Genomic DNA, 17,859 nt, shown 5'->3' with positions numbered 1-17,859 from the left:
GAGGCGGAGCTCCTCGGTGTGCTGGTGGTCCTTCATGGCCTCGTGGAAGCCCTTCAGGCCCCGCGAGTCCCAGGACCCGACGTCGGGCAGGGTGTCGGCGTCGCCGCGCAGCCCGTGCGGCAGCACCTTGCCCTGCGCGGTCCACTTCTCGCGGCCCTGCCCGCTGGGGAAGGTGCCGGTGACCAGCCCGGGGACGGCGACGACGTCCCACTCCAGGCCCTTGGACTTGTGCGCGGTGAGCACCTTGACGGTGTTCTCGCCTCCGGGCAGGGCGTTGTCGAGGCCCTTCTCGTACTGGGCGGCGGTGCGCAGGAAACCGAGGAAGGCGAGCAGGGTGGCCTCGCCGTCGCCTGCGGCGAAGGAGGCGGCGACGTCCAGGAAGTTCGACAGGGTCTCGCGGCGGCGGGCGGCCAGGGCGTGCGGGGACGCCGACAGCTCGACCTCCAGACCGGTGGTGGCGAGGACGCGGTGCAGGACGTCCATCAGGGGGTCGGACAGGGCCCGGCGCAGGTCGCGCAGCTCGGCGGCCAGGCGGGCGAACCGCACGCGCGCGTCCGGCGAGAAGGGCAGCCCGTCGTCGTCCCCGGTGCCGTCCAGCGGCGTCTCCAGGAAGGTGTCCAGGGCGTCCGCGAGGGAGATCACCTCGGACGGGTCGACGCCCTCGACGGCCTCGGCGAGCCGCCGGTCGGGGTCGTCGTCGCCGTCCACGCGCGCGTGGCTCACGAGGAGCCGGGCCCGCCGCCCCAGGAGGGCGAGGTCGCGGGGGCCGATGCGCCAGCGCGGACCGGTGAGCAGGCGGACCAGGGAGGCGTTGGCGCCGGGGTCCTGGAGGACCTCGCAGACGGCGACCAGGTCGGCCACCTCGGGCAGGTGCAGCAGCCCGGACAGGCCGACGACCTCGACGGGGACGTCGCGGGCCACCAGCGCGCCCTGGATCTCCGCGAAGTCGGTCGCCGTGCGGCACAGTACGGCGATCTCGCCGGGCGCCTTGCCGGTGCGGACCAGGTGGGCGACGGAGTCGGCGATCCAGTCGATCTCCTCGGCGTGCGTGCGCAGCAGGGCGCAGCGGACCAGGCCGTCCCGCTCGGCGCCGGGTGCGGGGCGCAGGGCCTCCACGCCCGCGTGCATGGCGCGCAGGGGTTCGGCGAGGCCGTTGGCGAGGTCGAGGAGGCGGCCGCCGCTGCGGCGGTTCTCGCTGAGCGCCTGCCGGGCGGCGGGGCGGCCGTCGGCGTGCGCGAAGTGCTCGGGGAAGTCGTCGAGGTTGGCGACGGAGGCGCCCCGCCAGCCGTAGATCGCCTGGCAGGGGTCGCCGACGGCGGTCACGGGGTGGCCGGAGCCGTCGCCGAAGAGGCCCGCCAGCAGGATGCGCTGGGCCACCGAGGTGTCCTGGTACTCGTCGAGCAGCACGACCCGGAACTCGTCGCGCAGGACGCGGCCCACCTCGGGCAGCCCGGCGAGCCGGGCGGACAGGGCGATCTGGTCGCCGAAGTCGAGAAGGTCCCGTTCGCGTTTGGCGGCCCGGTAGCGGATCACCAGGTCGGCGAGTTCCCGGCGGGCGGCGGCGGCCTCGGGGACCTTGCGCAGATCGGCGTTGCCGAGCTTGACGCTCTCCAGGGAGGCCAGGAGGCCGGCGTCCCAGGCGCGCAGCTCCTCCGGGCGTACGAGGTGTTCGGAGAGCTCGGCGTCGAGGGCGAGGAGGTCGCTGACCAGGTCGGCGAAGGAGCGGGTGAGCGCCGGATACGGCCCGGGCGCCTCGCGCAGCACGCGCGCGGCAAGCTGGTAGCGGGTGGCGTCGGCGAGCAGACGGGACGTCGGCTCCAGGCCGAGACGCAGGCCGTGGTCGGTCAGCAGGCGGCCCGCGAAGGCGTGGTACGTGGAGATCACCGGCTCGCCCGGCGGATTGTCCGGGTCGATGACGTCGGGGTCGGTGACGCCGGCCCGGACGAGGGCCTTGCGGACGCGCTCGGCGAGCTCGCCGGCCGCCTTGTTGGTGAAGGTGAGGCCGAGCACCTGCTCGGGGGCGACCTGGCCGGTGCCGACCAGCCACACCACGCGCGCCGCCATCACCGTCGTCTTGCCCGACCCGGCTCCGGCCACGATCACCTGCGGGGCGGGCGGCGCGATGATGCAGGCCGTCTGCTCCGGGGTGAAGGGGATGCCGAGGAGCTCCTTGAGCTGCTCGGGATCGGTGATACGGGCGGGCACGTCGAAGAGGCTAGCGGCGGACACTGACAGCGGATGCCGGATGCGGCGGGCGGGCGGGGAGAAGCGCAGGTCAGCGCGGGTGGTGCGACTGGTCACACCGGTCGCGGCACTCGCGGGTACTCAGGGGGCGGCCGACCCCCGGACCCCGCTACTCCACGACCTGCCGTCCCTCGGGCCGTGCGCTGCACGACGCGCGGAAGGCGCAGTGCGTGCAGTGCTGGCCCGCGGTGGGCGTGAACCGTTCGTCCAGGACCTTGCCGGCGGCCTTGGCCAGCAGGTCCCCGACCCACTGGCCCTCGGGGCCCGCCAGGGAGTCCTGCGCCTGCACCTTGGGCAGCGTCTCGCCGCCGTCCCGCTTGGCCGCGCCCTGGCGCAGCTGGACGAGTTCGGCGCCGCCCGGCTCGGGACGCACCCCGTCGAAGGCCCCGTCCACCGCACCCTCGCCGACGGCGAGCTGGTACACGGCGAGCTGCGGGTGGCGGGCCACCTCGGCGGCGGTGGGCGCCTGCTTGCCGGTCTTGAAGTCGACCACGTACGCGCGCCCGTCCCCGTCGGCCTCGACGCGGTCCATCTGGCCGCGGATGCGGACCTCGTAGTCACCGGCGTCCAGGGTGACGTCGAAGTCGTGCTCGCTCGCCACCGGTGTGCGCCCGGCGCGGTCCATGACGTGCCACTTCAGGAAGCGTTCGAGCGCCACGCGCGCGTTGGCCTTCTCCTGCGCCGACTTCCACGGCGCGTCGAAGGCGAGCGCGTTCCACACCGAGTCCAGCCGCTCCATGAGGACGTCGAGGTCGGCCGGGGTGCGCCCGGAGGCGACCTCGTCGGCGAGGACGTGCACCACGTTGCCGAAGCCCTGCGCGGCGGTGGCGGGGGCGTCCGCCTTCACCTCGCGGCCCAGGAACCACTGGAGGGCGCACGTGTTGGCGAGCTGGTCCAGGGCGCTGCCGGAGAGGGTGACGGGCTGGTCGCGGTCGCGCAGGGGCACCTTGCTCTCGGTCGGGTCCCACATGCCCCACCAGCGGTAGGGGTGGGCGGACGGCACCAGGGGGCGGCCGTCCTCGTCGGCGAGCGCGGCGAGGCGGGCCAGGCGGCGGGCGGCGGCCTCGCGCAGGGGGCCGGAGACGCGGGGGTCGACGGTGGTGGCGCGCAGCTCGGCGACGAGCGCGGCGACGGCGAGGGGCCGGCGCGGGCGGCCCGTGACGTCGGCCGGCTCGACGCCGAGTTCGGTCAGGAACCGGGAGGGCTGGTCGCCGTCGTCCGCGGGTGCCTTCACGGCGGTCACGACGAGGCGGTCACGCGCGCGCGTGGCGGCCACGTAGAACAGGCGGCGCTCCTCGGCGAGCAGCGCGCCGGGCGTGAGGGGTTCGGCGAGTCCGTCGCGGCCGATCCGGTCGGCCTCCAGCAGGGAGCCGCGGCGGCGCAGGTCGGGCCACAGGCCCTCCTGGACGCCCGCGACGACGACCAGCCGCCACTCCAGTCCCTTGGAGCGGTGCGCGGTCATCAGGCGGACGGCGTCGGGGCGCACGGCACGCCGCGTGAGGGTGTCGGCGGCGATGTCCTCGGCGTCGATCTCCTCCAGGAAGTTGAGGGCGCCGCGTCCGCCGGTGCGCTCCTCGGCGCGCGCCGCGGTCGCGAACAGGGCGCACATGGCGTCCAGGTCGCGGTCGGCGTTGCGTCCGGCGGCGCCGCCGCGCCGGGCCGAGCGCTCCAGACGGGTGGGCCACGGGGTGCCCTCCCACAGGTCCCACAGCGCCTCCTCGGCGCTGCCGCCGCCGGCGAGGCGCTCACGGGCCTTGCGGAGCAGCGCGCCGAGCCGCTGTGCGCCACGCGCGTACGCCGGGTCGTGCACGGCGAGGCGCTCGGGCTCGGCGAGGGCGCGGGCGAGCAGCTCGTCCGAGGGCGGCGGCAACGGGTTGCCGGCGGCACGCTCCTCGTCCCGCAGGGCGCGCCCGAGGCGGCGCAGGTCGGCGGCGTCCATGCCGGCGAGGGGGGAGGTGAGCAGGGTGAGCGCGGTCTCGGTACCTAGCCAGGCGCTTGCGGCGGGTGCCGGGTCCTCCCCGGGGGCGGCGGGGAGTGCGTCGCCGGGGTCGGGCGCGGTTTCGGGTCCGTCGTCGGGGCGGGGTACGGCGCCGGGCTCGGGCGCGGTTTCGGGTACGTCGTCAGGGCGGCGCTCGGCATCGGTGCCGGGCTGGGTCCCGGTCAGGCCGTCGGTGCCGGACACGGTCCCGGCCACACCCTCGGTGCCGGACACGGCACCGGGCTCGGCATCGGATCCGGGTTCGCCCCCGGACACACCGTCGGGGCCGGACACGGCATCGGACACACCGCTGGAGCCGGACACGACACCGGACACACTGTCGGTACCGGACACACCGCCGGCACCGGACACGGCACCGGGCACGCCCCCCGAGCCGCCCCCTCCCTCGGGCCCCCCCCCGGAGGGCACCGTCTCCGCCACCGCCGTCGCCACCGCGCGCAGGGCGGTCAGCAGGGGTGCCACCGCCGGTTCGTGCCGCAGGGGCACGTCGTCGCCGTCGACGTCCAGCGGGACCCCGGCCGCCGTGAGGGCGCGGCGCACCGCCGGGATCGTGCGGGAGCCGGCGCGCACGAGGACGGCCATGTCGCCCCACGGGACCCCGTCCTCCAGGTGGGCCCGGCGCAGGATGTCGGCGATGTTGTCGAGCTCGGTGCCGGACGTCGGGTACGTGTACACCTCGACGCGCCCCCCGTCCCGTACGGCGGCCAGCTCGCGGTGGGCGCGGACCTTCTCGGCCGGCAGCCGGGTCAGCGGCATGCGCTGGGTCAGCAGCCGGGTGGCGGCCAGCAGCGCGGCCCCGGAACGGCGCGAGGTCCGCAGCACCTCCACCGGCGCCGGACGGCCGTCCGCGCGCGGGAAGGCGTGCGGGAAGTCCAGGATGCCGTTCACGTCCGCGCCCCGGAAGGTGTAGATCGACTGGTCGGGGTCGCCGAAGGCGACGAGCGTGCGCCCGCCCCCGGCGAGGGCGTGCAGCAGCCGCACCTGGGCCGGGTCGGTGTCCTGGTACTCGTCGACGTACACGGCGTCGTACCGGGCGGCCAGCTGCGCGGCGACCTCGGGGCGGCGGGCGAGCAGCACCGCGCGGTGGACGAGTTCGGCGTAGTCGAGGACGCCCTGCATGTCGAGGACGTCGAGGTACTCGGCGAGGAAGGCGGCGGCGGCCCGCCAGTCGGGGCGGCCGATGCGCCGGGCGAACGCCTCCAGGGAGTCCGGGCCGAGGCCCAGCTCGCGGCTGCGGGCGAGGACCGCGCGGACCTCGTCGGCGAAGCCGCGGGTGGTCAGGCAGGCGCGCAGCTCGTCGGGCCAGCGCACGTGCGCCAGGCCGAGCCGCTCCAGGTCCGTCTGCCCGGCCAGCAGCTCACGGACCGCCACGTCCTGCTCCGGGCCGGACAGCAGCCGCAGCGGCTCCACGAACAGTTCGCTGTCCTGGTGGGCGCGGACCAGGGCGTAGCCGAAGGAGTGGAAGGTCGTCGCCCGGGGGGCGCGCGCGGCGCCCATGCGCAGGGCCATCCGGTCGCGCAGCTCGACGGCCGCCTTGCGGCTGAAGGTCAGGACGAGGATCCGCTCGGGGTCGCCGCCGCGGGCGACGCGGTCCGCGACGGACTCGACCAGGGTGGTGGTCTTGCCGGTGCCCGGACCGGCGAGGACGAGCAGCGGCCCGGTCCTGTGGTCAACCACGGCACGCTGCGCGGCGTCCAGACGAGGGGGAGCCGACCGCTCCGGCGGGGTACGCACCAGTCGGTAGGCGCCGGCGCTCCCCCGTCGCACCTGGGGGTGCGACGGGCGTCCGGTGGAGGAAGAGGAGCTCACGTGGTTCGCCGGTCCTGGTGGGTGTGCTGGTGTGCGGTCCGTCCTGCGGGGACGGCGGTGCCCGCCGTATGAGGGGGACGCGCGCGGCCGACGCTACGCCGACGAGTACGGCGGAAGCAGGGCTTCCCCTTCATCCCCCTGGTCACTCGCGGCGCGGGTGTCCCCCGCCCCTCGAACGTACGTCATGCCGCAAAGGTGTCCGATCTGCCCTGTTTCCCTCATACGGATCACAGGTCACACACGGGCCCGTCCGATGGCGGAAGCTGTCAGGTGTGACCCTGCGCGCGTTCGCCGCCGTCCCACCGCGCCCGTCTCAGATCGATGCGCGGCAGGTGGCCCTCGGCGGCTCTGCTCGCCTCCTTCAGGGGCGTGCCCTCCGCCCGGTAGTGGCCGAGCGCCTCCAGTTCGTGTCCGGCGAGCAGGACGCCGTCGGCGCGGACGATCCGCCACCAGCAGACGCCGCCCCCGTAGAGGGACATCACGCGGCCGACCTGCCGGGGCCCGCCCTCCTCCAGGTACTCCGCGATGTCCCCGTACGTCATGACGCGGCCCGGCGGAACCAGTTCGGCGACATCGAGGACCCGCTCGGCGTACTCGGGCAGCGCGTCCGCGTGCTCCGGAGGGACGCCGTCCGGAAGGCTCTGCTCGCTCATCCGTCCCATCCTGCCCCACGCCACCGACAACGCGACGCGCTCGCGACGGTGCGCGTCCCTCGCCCGCGAGCGGCGCTTCGGGCAGACTGTGCCGCCCGCACGGGCACCCTGATGCCCCCGGCTGTCGGTCCGGCATGCCACCATCGTGCGGTCGGTGACCAGTGATACGAGAGCAAGAAGAGGCGATGAAGCAGCAGGGTGTGCACCCCGAGGACGCCGAGGGCACCTCTGACGCTTCGTCGCGCCCGGACGCGGCCACCGGCGACGAGAAGTCCGCCGGGAGTGACGAGAGGACCACCGGGGACGAGAAGTCCGCCGACGGTCCGTCGGCGACGGCCGCCGACCCGGAGGACGTGGCGCACATCGACGAGGTGGAGGGCGACGAACCGCTCCTCCCCGCGCGCGTGCACCGCCCGTCCGACCTGATGCGGCTGCTGGTGGGCGTGCTCGCGGTCGTCGTGCTGCTGGCCGTCGCCGCCTTCGCGCACGGCACCACCTCGGGTCTCGAACAGGACATCAACAAGGGCACCGGGCAGGCCCCCGACCTGCTGATCAAGGTCGCGGGACTGGCCTCCAGCATCGCGATCCTGCTGGTGCCGGTCGCGTTCGCCGTCGAGCGGCTGATCAAACGGGACGGGCTGCGGATCGCCGACGGCGTGCTCGCGGCGGTCCTCGCGCACGGGGTGACGCTCGCCACGGACCTGTGGGTCGCCAAGGCGGCCCCCGGTTCGATCCAGGAGGCGCTCACCCAGCCCTCGCCGGGCGACATCCACGCGCTCACCGACCCCGTGCACGGCTACCTCGCACCGGTGATCGCCTACATGACGGCCGTCGGGATGTCCCGCAGACCCCGCTGGCGCGCGGTGCTGTGGATCGTGCTGCTCCTCGACGCCTTCTCCATGCTCGTCACCGGCTACACGACGCCGTTCTCGATCATCCTGACCGTCCTCATCGGCTGGACCGTGGCCTACGGGACGCTGTACGCGGTCGGCTCCCCCAACGCCCGCCCCACCGGCCGGACGCTCATGGCGGGCCTGCGGACCGTCGGCTTCCGCCCGGTGACCGCCGCCCGCGAGGAGGCTTCGCAGGAGAACGCGGAGACCGGCGACCGGGGCCGGCGCTACTTCGTCACGCTGGAGGACGGCCGGCCGCTGGACGTGACGGTGGTCGACCGCGAGCAGCAGGCGCAGGGCTTCTTCTACCGCGCGTGGCGCAATCTGACGCTGCGCGGTTTCGCCACCCGCAGCAGCCTCCCCTCGCTGCGGCAGGCGCTGGAGCAGGAGGCCCTGCTCGCCTACGCGGCGATCGCGGCCGGCGCCAACGCGCCCAAGCTGATCGCGACGTCCGAGCTCGGCCCCGACGCCGTGATGCTCGTCTACGAGCACACCGGCGGCCGCACCCTCGACTCGCTGTCGGACGACGAGATCACCGACGACCTGCTGCGCGAGACCTGGGAGCAGGTGCGGGCCCTCCAGTCCCGGCGCATCGCGCACCGCAGGCTGGTGGGCGACGCGATCCTGGTGGATCGTTCCGGCACCGTGATCCTCACCGAGCTGCGCATCGGCGAGATCGCCGCCGGCGACCTGCTGCTGCGCATGGACATCTCCCAGCTCCTGGTGACGCTCGGCCTGCGGGTGGGCGCCGAACGCTCGGTCGCCTCGGCCGTGAGCGTGCTCGGCCCCGACGCCGTGGCCGACTGCCTGCCGATGCTCCAGCCCATCGCGCTCAGCCGCTCCACCCGCGCGACGCTGCGCAAGCTGGGCCGGGAGCGGGCCGAGCGCGAACGGGAAGCGGTGCTGGAGGCGTCCCGGCAGGCGAAGCTGGCCCGCTCGGAGGCGGCCGGCGCCGACGGGGCGGCCACGTCGGGCAAGCCCGACAAGAAGGCCGTACGCGCGGAGCAGCGGGCCGAGAAGCGGGCCCTGGACGACGCGCTGGAGGAGGCCCGCGAGGAGGACCTGCTCACGCAGATCCGGCACGCGGTGCTGCGGATCAGGCCGCAGGCCCCGGTCGAGCCGGCCCGCCTGGAGCGGGTGCGTCCCCGCACGCTGATCAGTTTCATCGCGGGCGCGATCGGCGCGTACTTCCTGCTGACCCAGCTCACGCACATCGAGTTCGGGCCGCTGATCGCGAACGCCGAGTGGGGCTGGGTCGCCGCGGCCGTGCTGTTCTCGGCGGCGAGCTATGTCGCCGCGGCGATGGCCCTGCTGGGCTTCGTGCCGGAGCGGGTGCCCTTCGTACGGACCGTGGCCGCGCAGGTGGCCGGGTCGTTCGTCAAGATCGTCGCTCCGGCGGCGGTCGGCGGTGTCGCGCTGAACACCCGGTTCCTCCAGCGCGCGGGCGTGCGGCCGGGGCTCGCGGTGGCGAGTGTCGGCGCGTCGCAGCTGTTCGGGCTCGGCTGCCACATCCTGATGCTGCTGTCCTTCGGCTATCTGACCGGCACCGAGAAGACACCCTCGCTGTCGCCGTCCCGGACGGTCATCGCCGGTCTGCTGACGGTGGCGGTGCTCGTGCTCGTGGTGACGTCGGTGCCGTTCCTGCGGAAGTTCGTCGTCACGCGCGTGCGGTCGCTGTTCGCCGGTGTCGTGCCGCGCATGCTGGACGTGCTCCAGCGGCCGCAGAAGCTGGTCACCGGCATCGGCGGGATGCTGCTGCTCACCGCCTGCTTCGTGATGTGCCTGGACGCCTCGATCCGGGCCTTCGGCGACGAGTCGTCGTCGATCAGCCTGGCGAGTGTCGCCGTCGTCTTCCTCGCGGGCAACGCGCTGGGCTCCGCGGCGCCCACGCCGGGCGGTGTCGGCGCGGTGGAGGCGACCCTGACGGTCGGTCTGATCGCCGTCGGCCTGCCCAAGGAGGTCGCCGCGCCGGCGGTGCTGCTGTTCCGGCTGCTCACCCTGTGGCTGCCGGTGCTGCCGGGCTGGCTGGCCTTCAACCACCTGTCCCGGAAGGGAGCCCTGTAGGGCCCCTCCAGGGCCCCGCGCCGACCCGGTACCTCGCACGCGCACGCCCCGGACGCACCCCGTGGCCCGACGCCGCGGCTCCGGGGCCCTGCCCGTACACCTCACGCCCCGGGCCGCCCGCATCTCGTACGCCGCACATCCCGTACCTCGTACGCCGCGCACCCCGGGCCCGCTCCCATCTCGTACCTCGCGCCCCGGGCCGCCCGTACCTCATACGCCTCGCGCCCCGGGCGTCCTGACCCGCCCGGCCGCACGATGGGGGCATGCCGATTCCCGCCCGGCTGCGCGCCGCCGCCCTCACCGCCACCGCCGTCCTGCTGTCCGCCCTCCTCGCGGGCTGCGGCGACGGTCCGCAGGACGACGGGGACCTGACGGCCCAGAAGCTCGCCTGGAAGGACTGCCCGGCACCGTCCCAGGCCGAGGGCGGCGGTCCCGCGCCCTCCCCGCTGCCGGGCGGCGGCGACTGGCAGTGCGCCACCATGAAGGCCCCGCGCGACTGGGACGACCCCGAGGGCGACACGATCGGCCTGGCGCTGATCCGGGCGAAGGCCGGCGGCGCGGCGGACCGGCGGATCGGCTCGCTGGTCTTCAACTTCGGCGGCCCCGGCGGATCGGGCGTCACCACCCTGCCCGCCTTCGGCCAGGACTACGCGAAGCTGCGCACCCGCTACGACCTGGTCAGCTTCGACCCGCGCGGCGTCGGCCGCAGCGCCCCCGTGGAGTGCCTGGACGACGAGCAGCTCGACGCCTACTTCCAGCAGGACGCCACCCCCGACGACGCGGCCGAGCGCAGGAAGCTGCTGGACAACACCGAGAACTTCAACGCGGCCTGCGAGAAGCACTCGAAGAAGATGCTGCCGCACGTCGCCACCACCGACGCGGCCCGCGACATGGACCTGATGCGCCAGGTCCTCGGCGACGACAGGCTGTACTACTTCGGCATCTCCTACGGCACCGAACTCGGCGGCGTCTACGCCCACCTGTTCCCGAAGAAGCTGGGCAGGGCCGTCTTCGACGCCGTCGTCGACCCGACGCAGAACGCCGAGCAGAGCTCGCTCGGGCAGGCGAAGGGCTTCCAGCTGGCCCTCGGCAACTACGCCGAGGACTGCGTGTCCAAGGTCGAGGACTGCCCGGTCGGCGACAGCGTCCAGGACGTCGAGAACCGCATCGCACGGCTGCTGAAGGACCTCGACCGCAAGCCGATCCCCGGCATCTTCCCGCGCGACCTCACCCAGACCGCCGCGACCGGCGGTATCGCCCAGGCGCTGTACTCGAAGGACTTCTGGGAGTACCTCACCGAGGGCCTGGAGCAGGCCTACGACGGCGACGGCAGGACCCTCATGGTGCTGTCGGACTCGCTGAACGGGCGGAGCGAGAACGGCGAGTACAGCAACATCACCGCGGCGAACGTCTCCATCAACTGCGCCGACGACAAGCCCCGGTACGACGCCGCGTTCGTGGAGAAGCGGCTGCCCGAGTTCCGCAAGGCCTCCCCGCTGTTCGGCGACTACCTCGCCTGGTCCATGGTCAGCTGCACCGACTGGCCGGTGGCCGGCGCGGCCGACCACCCGGACGTCAGCGCGCCCGGTGCGGCGCCGGTCCTGGTGATCGGCAACACCGGAGACCCGGCGACGCCCTACGAGGGCGCGGGGAGGATGGCGGCCGCCCTGGGCAAGGGCGTCGGCGTGGAGCTCACGTACAAGGGGCAGGGGCACGGGGCGTACGACAGCAAGAACAAGTGCGTGCAGGACGCGGTGCACGGCTATCTGCTGGACGGGAAGGTGCCGGCGGCCGGCACCGTCTGCTCCTGACCTCCGATCCGAGCACCCTGCCCCGAACCCGCAGGTCACAGCGTTTTCCACAGGGCTCGGCGGGCCCACTTGCCCTGCGCCTACGATGGCACGAACGCCATCCGCCGCACGGAGCGGACGGCCAGCGAGGGGGGATTGCCATGGCACGGCTCGCACGGTGGACGGCTCTGACCGCCGCCGCCGCACTGCTGACCGCGGGCTGCGGCGGCGGCTCGTCCGGCGACGACCGGGGCGACGAGGACACGAGCAGCGCGCGGCCGTCCGCGGCGGCACCCTCCGGAGTGCCCGCGTCGCTGGCCTCGCAGACCCTCGACTGGGGCCGCTGCAAGGCCACGGCGGACGCGCCCGCGCCGGGCGGCGACTGGCAGTGCGCCACGCTCAAGGCGCCGCTCGACTGGGCCGAGCCGGACGGCGAGACGATAGACCTCGCCCTGATCAGGTCCAAGGCGAGCAGCGACGGGCGCGCGGGCTCCCTGCTGTTCAACTTCGGCGGACCGGGCGGCTCGGGCGTGTCCATGATGCCGTCCTACGCCGACACGGTCTCCGGCCTGCACGAGCGGTACGACCTGGTGAGCTGGGACCCGCGCGGGGTGGCCGGCAGCGAGGGCGTCCGGTGCCGCGACGACGAGGCGATCGAGGACGCCGAGTCGGTGGACGCGACGCCGGACACCCCGGCCGAGGAGCAGGCCTTCTTCAAGGACGCCGCCGACTTCGGCAAGGGCTGCGAGAAGGCCGCCGGCAAGCTGATGGCGCACGTCTCGACCGCGGACACCGCCCGCGACATGGACCTGATGCGGCATGTGCTGGGCGACGAGAAGATGCACTACTTCGGCATCTCCTACGGCACCGAACTCGGCGGCGTCTACGCCCACCTGTTCCCGGAGCACGTGGGGCGGATCGTCCTCGACGCGGTCGTGGACCCGAGCGCCGACACCATGGGCCACGCGGAGAACCAGACGCGCGGCTTCCAGCGGGCGCTGGACGACTATCTGAAGTCCACGGGGAAGGACCCCGAGCAGGGCACGCGGGAGATCGCCGCTCTGCTGAAGCGGATCGACGCCGAACCGCTGCCGACGTCGTCCGAGGGACGCAAGCTGACGCAGTCGCTGGCGATCACCGGCATCGTGCTGCCGCTCTACAGCAAGGACGGCTGGCCGGCCCTGACGAACGCGCTGGCCGCGGCCCAGGACGGCGACGGCTCCCAGCTGCTGGCCCTCGCCGACGGCTACAACGAGCGCGACGCCTCGGGGCGCTACGGCACGACGACCCACTCGCAGCGGGTCATATCGTGCCTGGACGGCAAGCAGCGCCCGACGGCGGAGGAGACGAAGCGGCGTCTGCCGGCCTTCGAGAAGATCTCCCCCGTCTTCGGCCCCTTCCTCGGCTGGGACACGGCCGGCTGGTGCCACGACTGGCCGGTGCCCGGACAGCACGACACCCCGGAGGTGAGCGCCCCCGGCGCGGCGCCGATCCTCGTGGTCGGCAACACCGGCGACCCGGCCACCCCCTATGAGGGCGCCCGCAGGATGGCCGACGAACTGGGCAAGGACGTCGGCGTGGTCCTCACCTGGAAGGGCGAGGGCCACGGGGCCTACGGCAGCGGCAGCGACTGCGTCGACTCCACGGTCGACAGCTACCTGCTGAAGGGCACGGTCCCGAAGGACGGCAAGGTCTGCTCCTGACGCGGACGGCGAAAGCCCACGGCTCCTCTGAGCTGGTCAGAGCCGTGGGCTTCGTCGGTCTCGCCGGTGAGCGGGACCAGTGGTCAGTACACCGGCTTCGCCGGTTCGATCTGGTTGACCCAGCCGATCACGCCGCCGCCGACGTGGACGGCGTCCGAGAAGCCGGCGGACTTCAGGACCGCCAGGACTTCCGCACTGCGGACACCCGTCTTGCAGTTCAAGACGATCTTCTTGTCCTGCGGGAGGCTCTCCAGGGCGGAGCCCATGAGGAACTCGTTCTTCGGGATCAGCCGGGCGCCCGGGATGGAGACGATCTCGAACTCGTTCGGCTCGCGGACGTCGATGAGCTCGATGTTCTCACCGTCGTCGATCCACTCCTTGAGCTGCTTGGGAGTGATCGTGGAGTCGGCGGCCGCCGCCTGGGCCTCCTCGGACACGACGCCGCAGAAGGCCTCGTAGTCGATGAGCTCGGTGACGGTCGGGTTCTCGCCGCAGACCGCGCAGTCCGGGTCCTTGCGGACCTTGACCTGGCGGTACTGCATCTCCAGGGCGTCGTAGATCATCAGGCGGCCGACCAGCGGCTCGCCGATGCCCGCGAGGAGCTTGATGGCCTCGTTGGTCTGGATGGAGCCGATGGACGCGCACAGCACGCCCAGGACGCCGCCCTCGGCGCAGGAGGGGACCATGCCGGGGGGCGGGGGCTCCGGGTAGAGGCAGCGGTAGCAGGGGCCGTGCTCGGACCAGAAGACGGACGCCTGGCCGTCGAAGCGGTAGATCGAGCCCCAGACATAGGGCTTGTTCAGCAGTACACAGGCGTCGTTGACCAGGTAGCGGGTCGCGAAGTTGTCCGTACCGTCGACGATCAGGTCGTACTGGCTGAAGATGTCCATCACGTTGTCGGCCTCGAGCCGCTCCTCGTGAAGGACCACGTCCACGTACGGGTTGATGCCCTTGATGGTGTCGCGGGCGGACTCCGCCTTGGAACGGCCGATGTCGGCCTGGCTGTGGATGACCTGACGCTGCAGGTTCGACTCGTCGACCTCGTCGAACTCCACGATGCCCAGCGTGCCGACACCGGCCGCCGCGAGGTACATCAGGGTCGGCGAACCGAGGCCGCCCGCGCCCACGGCGAGCACCTTGGCGTTCTTCAGCCGCTTCTGCCCGTCCATCCCTACGTCGGGGATGATCAGGTGGCGGGAGTACCTGCGGACCTCGTCTACGGTGAGCTCGGCAGCCGGCTCGACCAGGGGTGGCAGCGACACGGGGACTCCGTTGGTCGGTCAATCATTACGGGTGTTCTTCCCGTAACACTGCCACGGCCTTTTTCATTCCGAGACACCTGTCCCGATGCGCGAGACGATTTCGTCCCAGTAGCCGGGCATCGCCTCCCAGGGGTCCACGCGCCCGGACCGGCTCGTGCGGTCGGTGAAGTAGATCGTGGCGGCGCCCTGCCAGCGCGCGATGCGCAGCGCCTCCTCCAGGTGCCCGCGCGGGACGCCGTGAACGAAGTGGCAGAAGCGCTCGGGCGGGTAGTCGGCGCTCCACTCGGCCGCCTGCGACCAGCGGTAGTCGCTCCAGGCGCCGCAGAAGGTGACGAGCTGGTCGGCGTTCTCGGCGTAGCCGGGGTAGGGGTGGGTGCCGTGGCCGAGGACGATGTGGGCGTCGTCGCGGATGACGCGGAGCGTGCCGACCGTGCGGCGGACCTCGGGGAGCGCGGCCCGTTCGGCGGGGCAGCGGTCGAGGAGGAAGCCGTCGGCCTGGTACCAGTCGAGATACCGGTGGGCGTCGGAGATCAGTTCCCCGAAGCTGCGGGCCCCGTACGCGGCGTCGAGGTGGCCGAGGACGCGGACGCCCGCGTTGCGCAGCCGGCCGGAAGCCTCCAGGCAGTGCGGGTCGGGCTGGGCGCCGGGGCCGTCGGCGACGTTGAGGACGACCCAGTGCAGGGGCGTGCCGGGGCTGGTGAGGCCGGCCCATTCGTCGGCCGCGAGGAGGGGGTGGGCGAGGCCGGGGACACCGAGGCCGGTGCGGACGCCGGTGCTCGCGGTGCCCGTCTGCGCACTGGTCAGATACGGCATGCCGCCTCCATCCAGATGTCGGCGAGGGACTCTTCCAGGTTGATCCGGGGCCGCCAGCCGAGCCGGTCGCGCGCGGTGCGCACATCGGCCTGCTGCCAGCCGCCGCAGCCGTCGGGGTAGGGGTGGGCCACCGGCGCCGCGTGCTCGGGGTCGGCGCGGTGGTCGCCGCGGAGCACCGGGGAGTCCGGGCGGTGGTGGCCGAGGGACTCGGAGCGGTGGTGGGCCAGGGCCTCGACGCGGTGGCCGAGGGATTCGGTGCGGGGGTGGCCGATGACGGGCCGCAGCGCGCCGGGCGGTGCGTCGAGTTCGTGCAGGGAACCGCCGTAGCCGGCCACGCGGGCGAGGGTGGCGGCGGCGTCGCGCAGGCGGACGGCGCGGCCGGAGCCGATGTTGATGACGCCCTGGGCGGCGGAGAGCGAGGCGGCGTGGACGGCACGCGCCACGTCGCGGACGTCGACGAAGTCGCGCTGGGCGCCGAGGCCGCCGAGCCTGAGCTCGCCGTCGCCGGACTGCATGGCGCGGCGCATCGCCTCGGCGAGGCGGCCCAGCGGGGAGCCGGCGGGGGTGCCGGGGCCGGCGGGTGAGAAGACGCGCAGGACGACGGCGTCCAGGCCGGAGCCGAGGACCAGTTCCGTGGCGGCGAGTTTGCTGACGCCGTAGGGGCCGCCGGGCCGGGGCACGGCGTCCTCCGCGGTGGACGAGCCGGGCTGGCTGGGCCCGTACTCGGAGCTGCACCCGATCTGCACCAGGCGGGCGCCGCAGCCGCTGCGGCGCAGGGCCTCGCAGACGGTGGCGACGGCGACGGTGTTGTGGCGGGTGAGCTCGCGGGCGCCGCCCCGGGTGGCGCCGGCGCAGTTGACGACGACACCGGGGTGGACCGCGTCGAGGAAGCGGGTGAGGGCGCCGGGGCTGCCGGTGGCGAGGTCGAAGCGGACGTCGGCGTCGTCGCCGCGGCCGAGGGCGGTGAGCTGGACGGCCGGGTCGGCGAGCAGACGGTCGGCGACGAACCGGCCGAGGTAGCCGTTGGCTCCGATCAGCAGGACTCTCATCGCGCGGCTCCCGGGGCCGTGGCGTGCGGTCGGGAGGTGGTCATCTGGGGGTCTCCTTAGAAGGGGTGGGGCGGGACGTGTGTGGGGGGTCGTCCGGAGCGCGCGGTCATCGCGGCCGCTCCGTGGGTGCGTGGGCGGACGCCCTGGTGAGGCGGCGGGTCGCGTGGCCGAGGAGGACCAGGGCGCCGATGCCGCAGGCCGTCGCCGGGACGCCGGCCGGGCCCCAGGCGGCCACCAGGGCCTCCACGGGCGCGGCGAGGAGGTCGCAGCCGGGGAGGCGGCCGGCGAAGAGCGTGGCGACGGCGGTCGCCTCGGCCGCGGCCGCGGCGGCGAGGACGAGCCTGGCGGCGTGGGTGAAGCCGTGGACGGCGAGGAGCCGGGCCGGCAGCAGGAGCGCGCCGAGGGTGAGCGCCTGGGGGTAGGCGGCCGGCTCGCCGAGGACCGCGCCGGTCAGCGCGAGCAGGGCCGTGAGGGCGCCCAGGAACAGGGCGAACGCGCCGAACAGCAGCGGGCGTACGGAGGCGGAGAAGTCCGTCAGTCCGCGGCTGGCGGCGAGTTTGCGGCGGGCCCCGACGGCGAAGAGGTGGGCGCTCCCGGCGGCGGGCGCGCAGGCCAGGGCGAGGGCGACGACGGGGGCGGCGGTGACGGGCCAGGGGCCGTGCGCGGTGCCGTCGGGCAGGCCGTCGGGGCCTCCGGTGAGGGCGTTGCCGAGCAGGCCGTCGCCGAGGAGGGCGTAGCCGACGAGCCAGCAGACGGAGGCGGAGCCGGTTTCGGTACCGGCGCTCAGCGGGCCTCGGCGCAGCGCGGCGCGCAGGGCCAGGGTCACCGCGAGGGCGGCGACGACGGCCACGGTCAGCCGCGACCGTCCGTCGGTGAGGCGCAGGCCGGCCACGGCGGCGGCACACAGCACCCCGGGCAGCAGGGTGAGGACGATCCGGGTGCCGCGCAGCCGGGGCTCCGGCGGGGCGGCGGGGCCCGTGGCCGCCTCTCCGTCGCGCGGGACGCGGGCGAACATCTCCTCGGCGAGGGAGAAGACGTCCCGGTGGCGGAAGCGGGCCGCGGTCCGGTCGGTGACGCCGTGCGCCTCCAGCCCGGCCGCGATCTCCAGGGGGTCCACGGCCCGTTCGCAGAGGTCGCGGTGACGGTGCATCAGGGTCTTGACGGGGTCGGCGCCGCGACGGGCGGCGGGGGCAGGACGCCTGCCCTCCGGGGCCGTTCCTTCGGTGCGTTCCGCGCCCGGCCGGCCCCCGGCGGGTGTTCCCGCCCCGGGTCTGTCCTCATCCAGACACTCCCGCGAGCGCTCGTCCCAGGCGCCGGGGCTGCTCGGGGTCTCGGGACGGTCCAGTTCGCCCAGGCCGCTCATCGGGCCCCCTCGGTGGTGGAAGCCGTGGTCATGGGGGCCTCTGCCGTGGACGCGGTGGTCGTGGCGCGGACGGGGGTGTCCGTCGCCCAGCCGGGGCCGCCCCGGGCCACGACCCGGCCGGCGGGGCCGGTCCAGCGGCCGGTGACCTGTGCCTCGGCGGGCACGGCGAACGGCAGGGGCTCCCCGGTCTCGTCGAGGACGACGCGGCGGATCGGTA

10 protein-coding genes and 1 pseudogene are annotated in these 17,859 nt (G+C 74.2%); 3 read left to right on the top strand and 8 right to left on the bottom strand.

Annotated elements, in window-relative coordinates:
* The 3 genes from GTW67_RS01210 to GTW67_RS01200 form a co-directional block, all read right to left on the bottom strand.
* A partial coding sequence (locus tag GTW67_RS01210) for a UvrD-helicase domain-containing protein (protein ID WP_161162935.1) occupies nucleotides 1-2,205 on the bottom strand: 2,205 nt, incomplete at its 3' end.
* Between the two features lie 148 nt (nucleotides 2,206-2,353).
* The gene (locus GTW67_RS01205; RefSeq protein WP_346010528.1) at nucleotides 2,354-6,052 is read right to left on the bottom strand and encodes a UvrD-helicase domain-containing protein; all 3,699 of its coding nucleotides are present in this window, start codon (nucleotides 6,050-6,052) and stop codon (nucleotides 2,354-2,356) included.
* Between the two features lie 266 nt (nucleotides 6,053-6,318).
* The gene (locus GTW67_RS01200) at nucleotides 6,319-6,705 is read right to left on the bottom strand and encodes an MGMT family protein (RefSeq protein ID WP_275940282.1); all 387 of its coding nucleotides are present in this window, start codon (nucleotides 6,703-6,705) and stop codon (nucleotides 6,319-6,321) included.
* A 185-nt stretch (nucleotides 6,706-6,890) separates the two neighbouring features.
* Here GTW67_RS01200 and GTW67_RS01195 point away from each other — a divergent pair, with 185 nt between their 5' ends.
* The 3 genes from GTW67_RS01195 to GTW67_RS01185 all read left to right on the top strand — a co-directional run bounded on the left by GTW67_RS01195 (nucleotide 6,891) and on the right by GTW67_RS01185 (nucleotide 13,155).
* The gene (locus GTW67_RS01195; RefSeq protein WP_161162932.1) at nucleotides 6,891-9,662 is read left to right on the top strand and encodes a lysylphosphatidylglycerol synthase transmembrane domain-containing protein; all 2,772 of its coding nucleotides are present in this window, start codon (nucleotides 6,891-6,893) and stop codon (nucleotides 9,660-9,662) included.
* A gap of 263 nt (nucleotides 9,663-9,925) precedes the next feature.
* Entirely contained in the window at nucleotides 9,926-11,473 is a 1,548-nt protein-coding gene (locus GTW67_RS01190; RefSeq protein ID WP_161162931.1) for an alpha/beta hydrolase, read from the top strand.
* Nucleotides 11,474-11,613: 140 nt separating this feature from the next.
* Nucleotides 11,614-13,155, top strand: coding sequence for an alpha/beta hydrolase (locus GTW67_RS01185; RefSeq protein ID WP_161162930.1), 1,542 nt, complete (start codon nucleotides 11,614-11,616; stop codon nucleotides 13,153-13,155).
* Between the two features lie 83 nt (nucleotides 13,156-13,238).
* Here GTW67_RS01185 and moeZ read toward each other — a convergent pair whose 3' ends face one another.
* From moeZ to GTW67_RS01160, 5 genes and pseudogenes are all read right to left on the bottom strand, one after another.
* Nucleotides 13,239-14,417, bottom strand: coding sequence for an adenylyltransferase/sulfurtransferase MoeZ (gene moeZ, locus GTW67_RS01180; RefSeq protein ID WP_161162929.1), 1,179 nt, complete (start codon nucleotides 14,415-14,417; stop codon nucleotides 13,239-13,241).
* A gap of 63 nt (nucleotides 14,418-14,480) precedes the next feature.
* The gene (locus GTW67_RS01175) at nucleotides 14,481-15,230 is read right to left on the bottom strand and encodes a spherulation-specific family 4 protein (protein ID WP_161162928.1); all 750 of its coding nucleotides are present in this window, start codon (nucleotides 15,228-15,230) and stop codon (nucleotides 14,481-14,483) included.
* Entirely contained in the window at nucleotides 15,218-16,279 is a 1,062-nt protein-coding gene (locus tag GTW67_RS01170; RefSeq protein ID WP_161162927.1) for an SDR family oxidoreductase, read from the bottom strand. Before GTW67_RS01170 ends, GTW67_RS01175 begins: the two co-directional genes overlap by 13 nt.
* 106 nt (nucleotides 16,280-16,385) lie before the next feature.
* On the bottom strand, nucleotides 16,386-17,642 hold the full coding sequence (locus GTW67_RS01165) for a hypothetical protein (protein ID WP_161162926.1): 1,257 nt from the start codon (nucleotides 17,640-17,642) through the stop codon (nucleotides 16,386-16,388).
* Nucleotides 17,639-17,859 (bottom strand): annotated as a pseudogene (locus GTW67_RS01160) (transferase); the annotation flags it as partial. The pseudogene GTW67_RS01160 and the gene GTW67_RS01165, both read right to left, overlap by 4 nt.

It is taken from the genome of Streptomyces sp. SID5910 (assembly GCF_009862125.1).
In the GTDB taxonomy this organism is placed as follows: Bacteria; Actinomycetota; Actinomycetes; order Streptomycetales; family Streptomycetaceae; genus Streptomyces.
The sequence above is the reverse complement of the archived record's forward strand: the minus strand, read 5'-3'. Positions and strand labels throughout refer to the sequence as shown.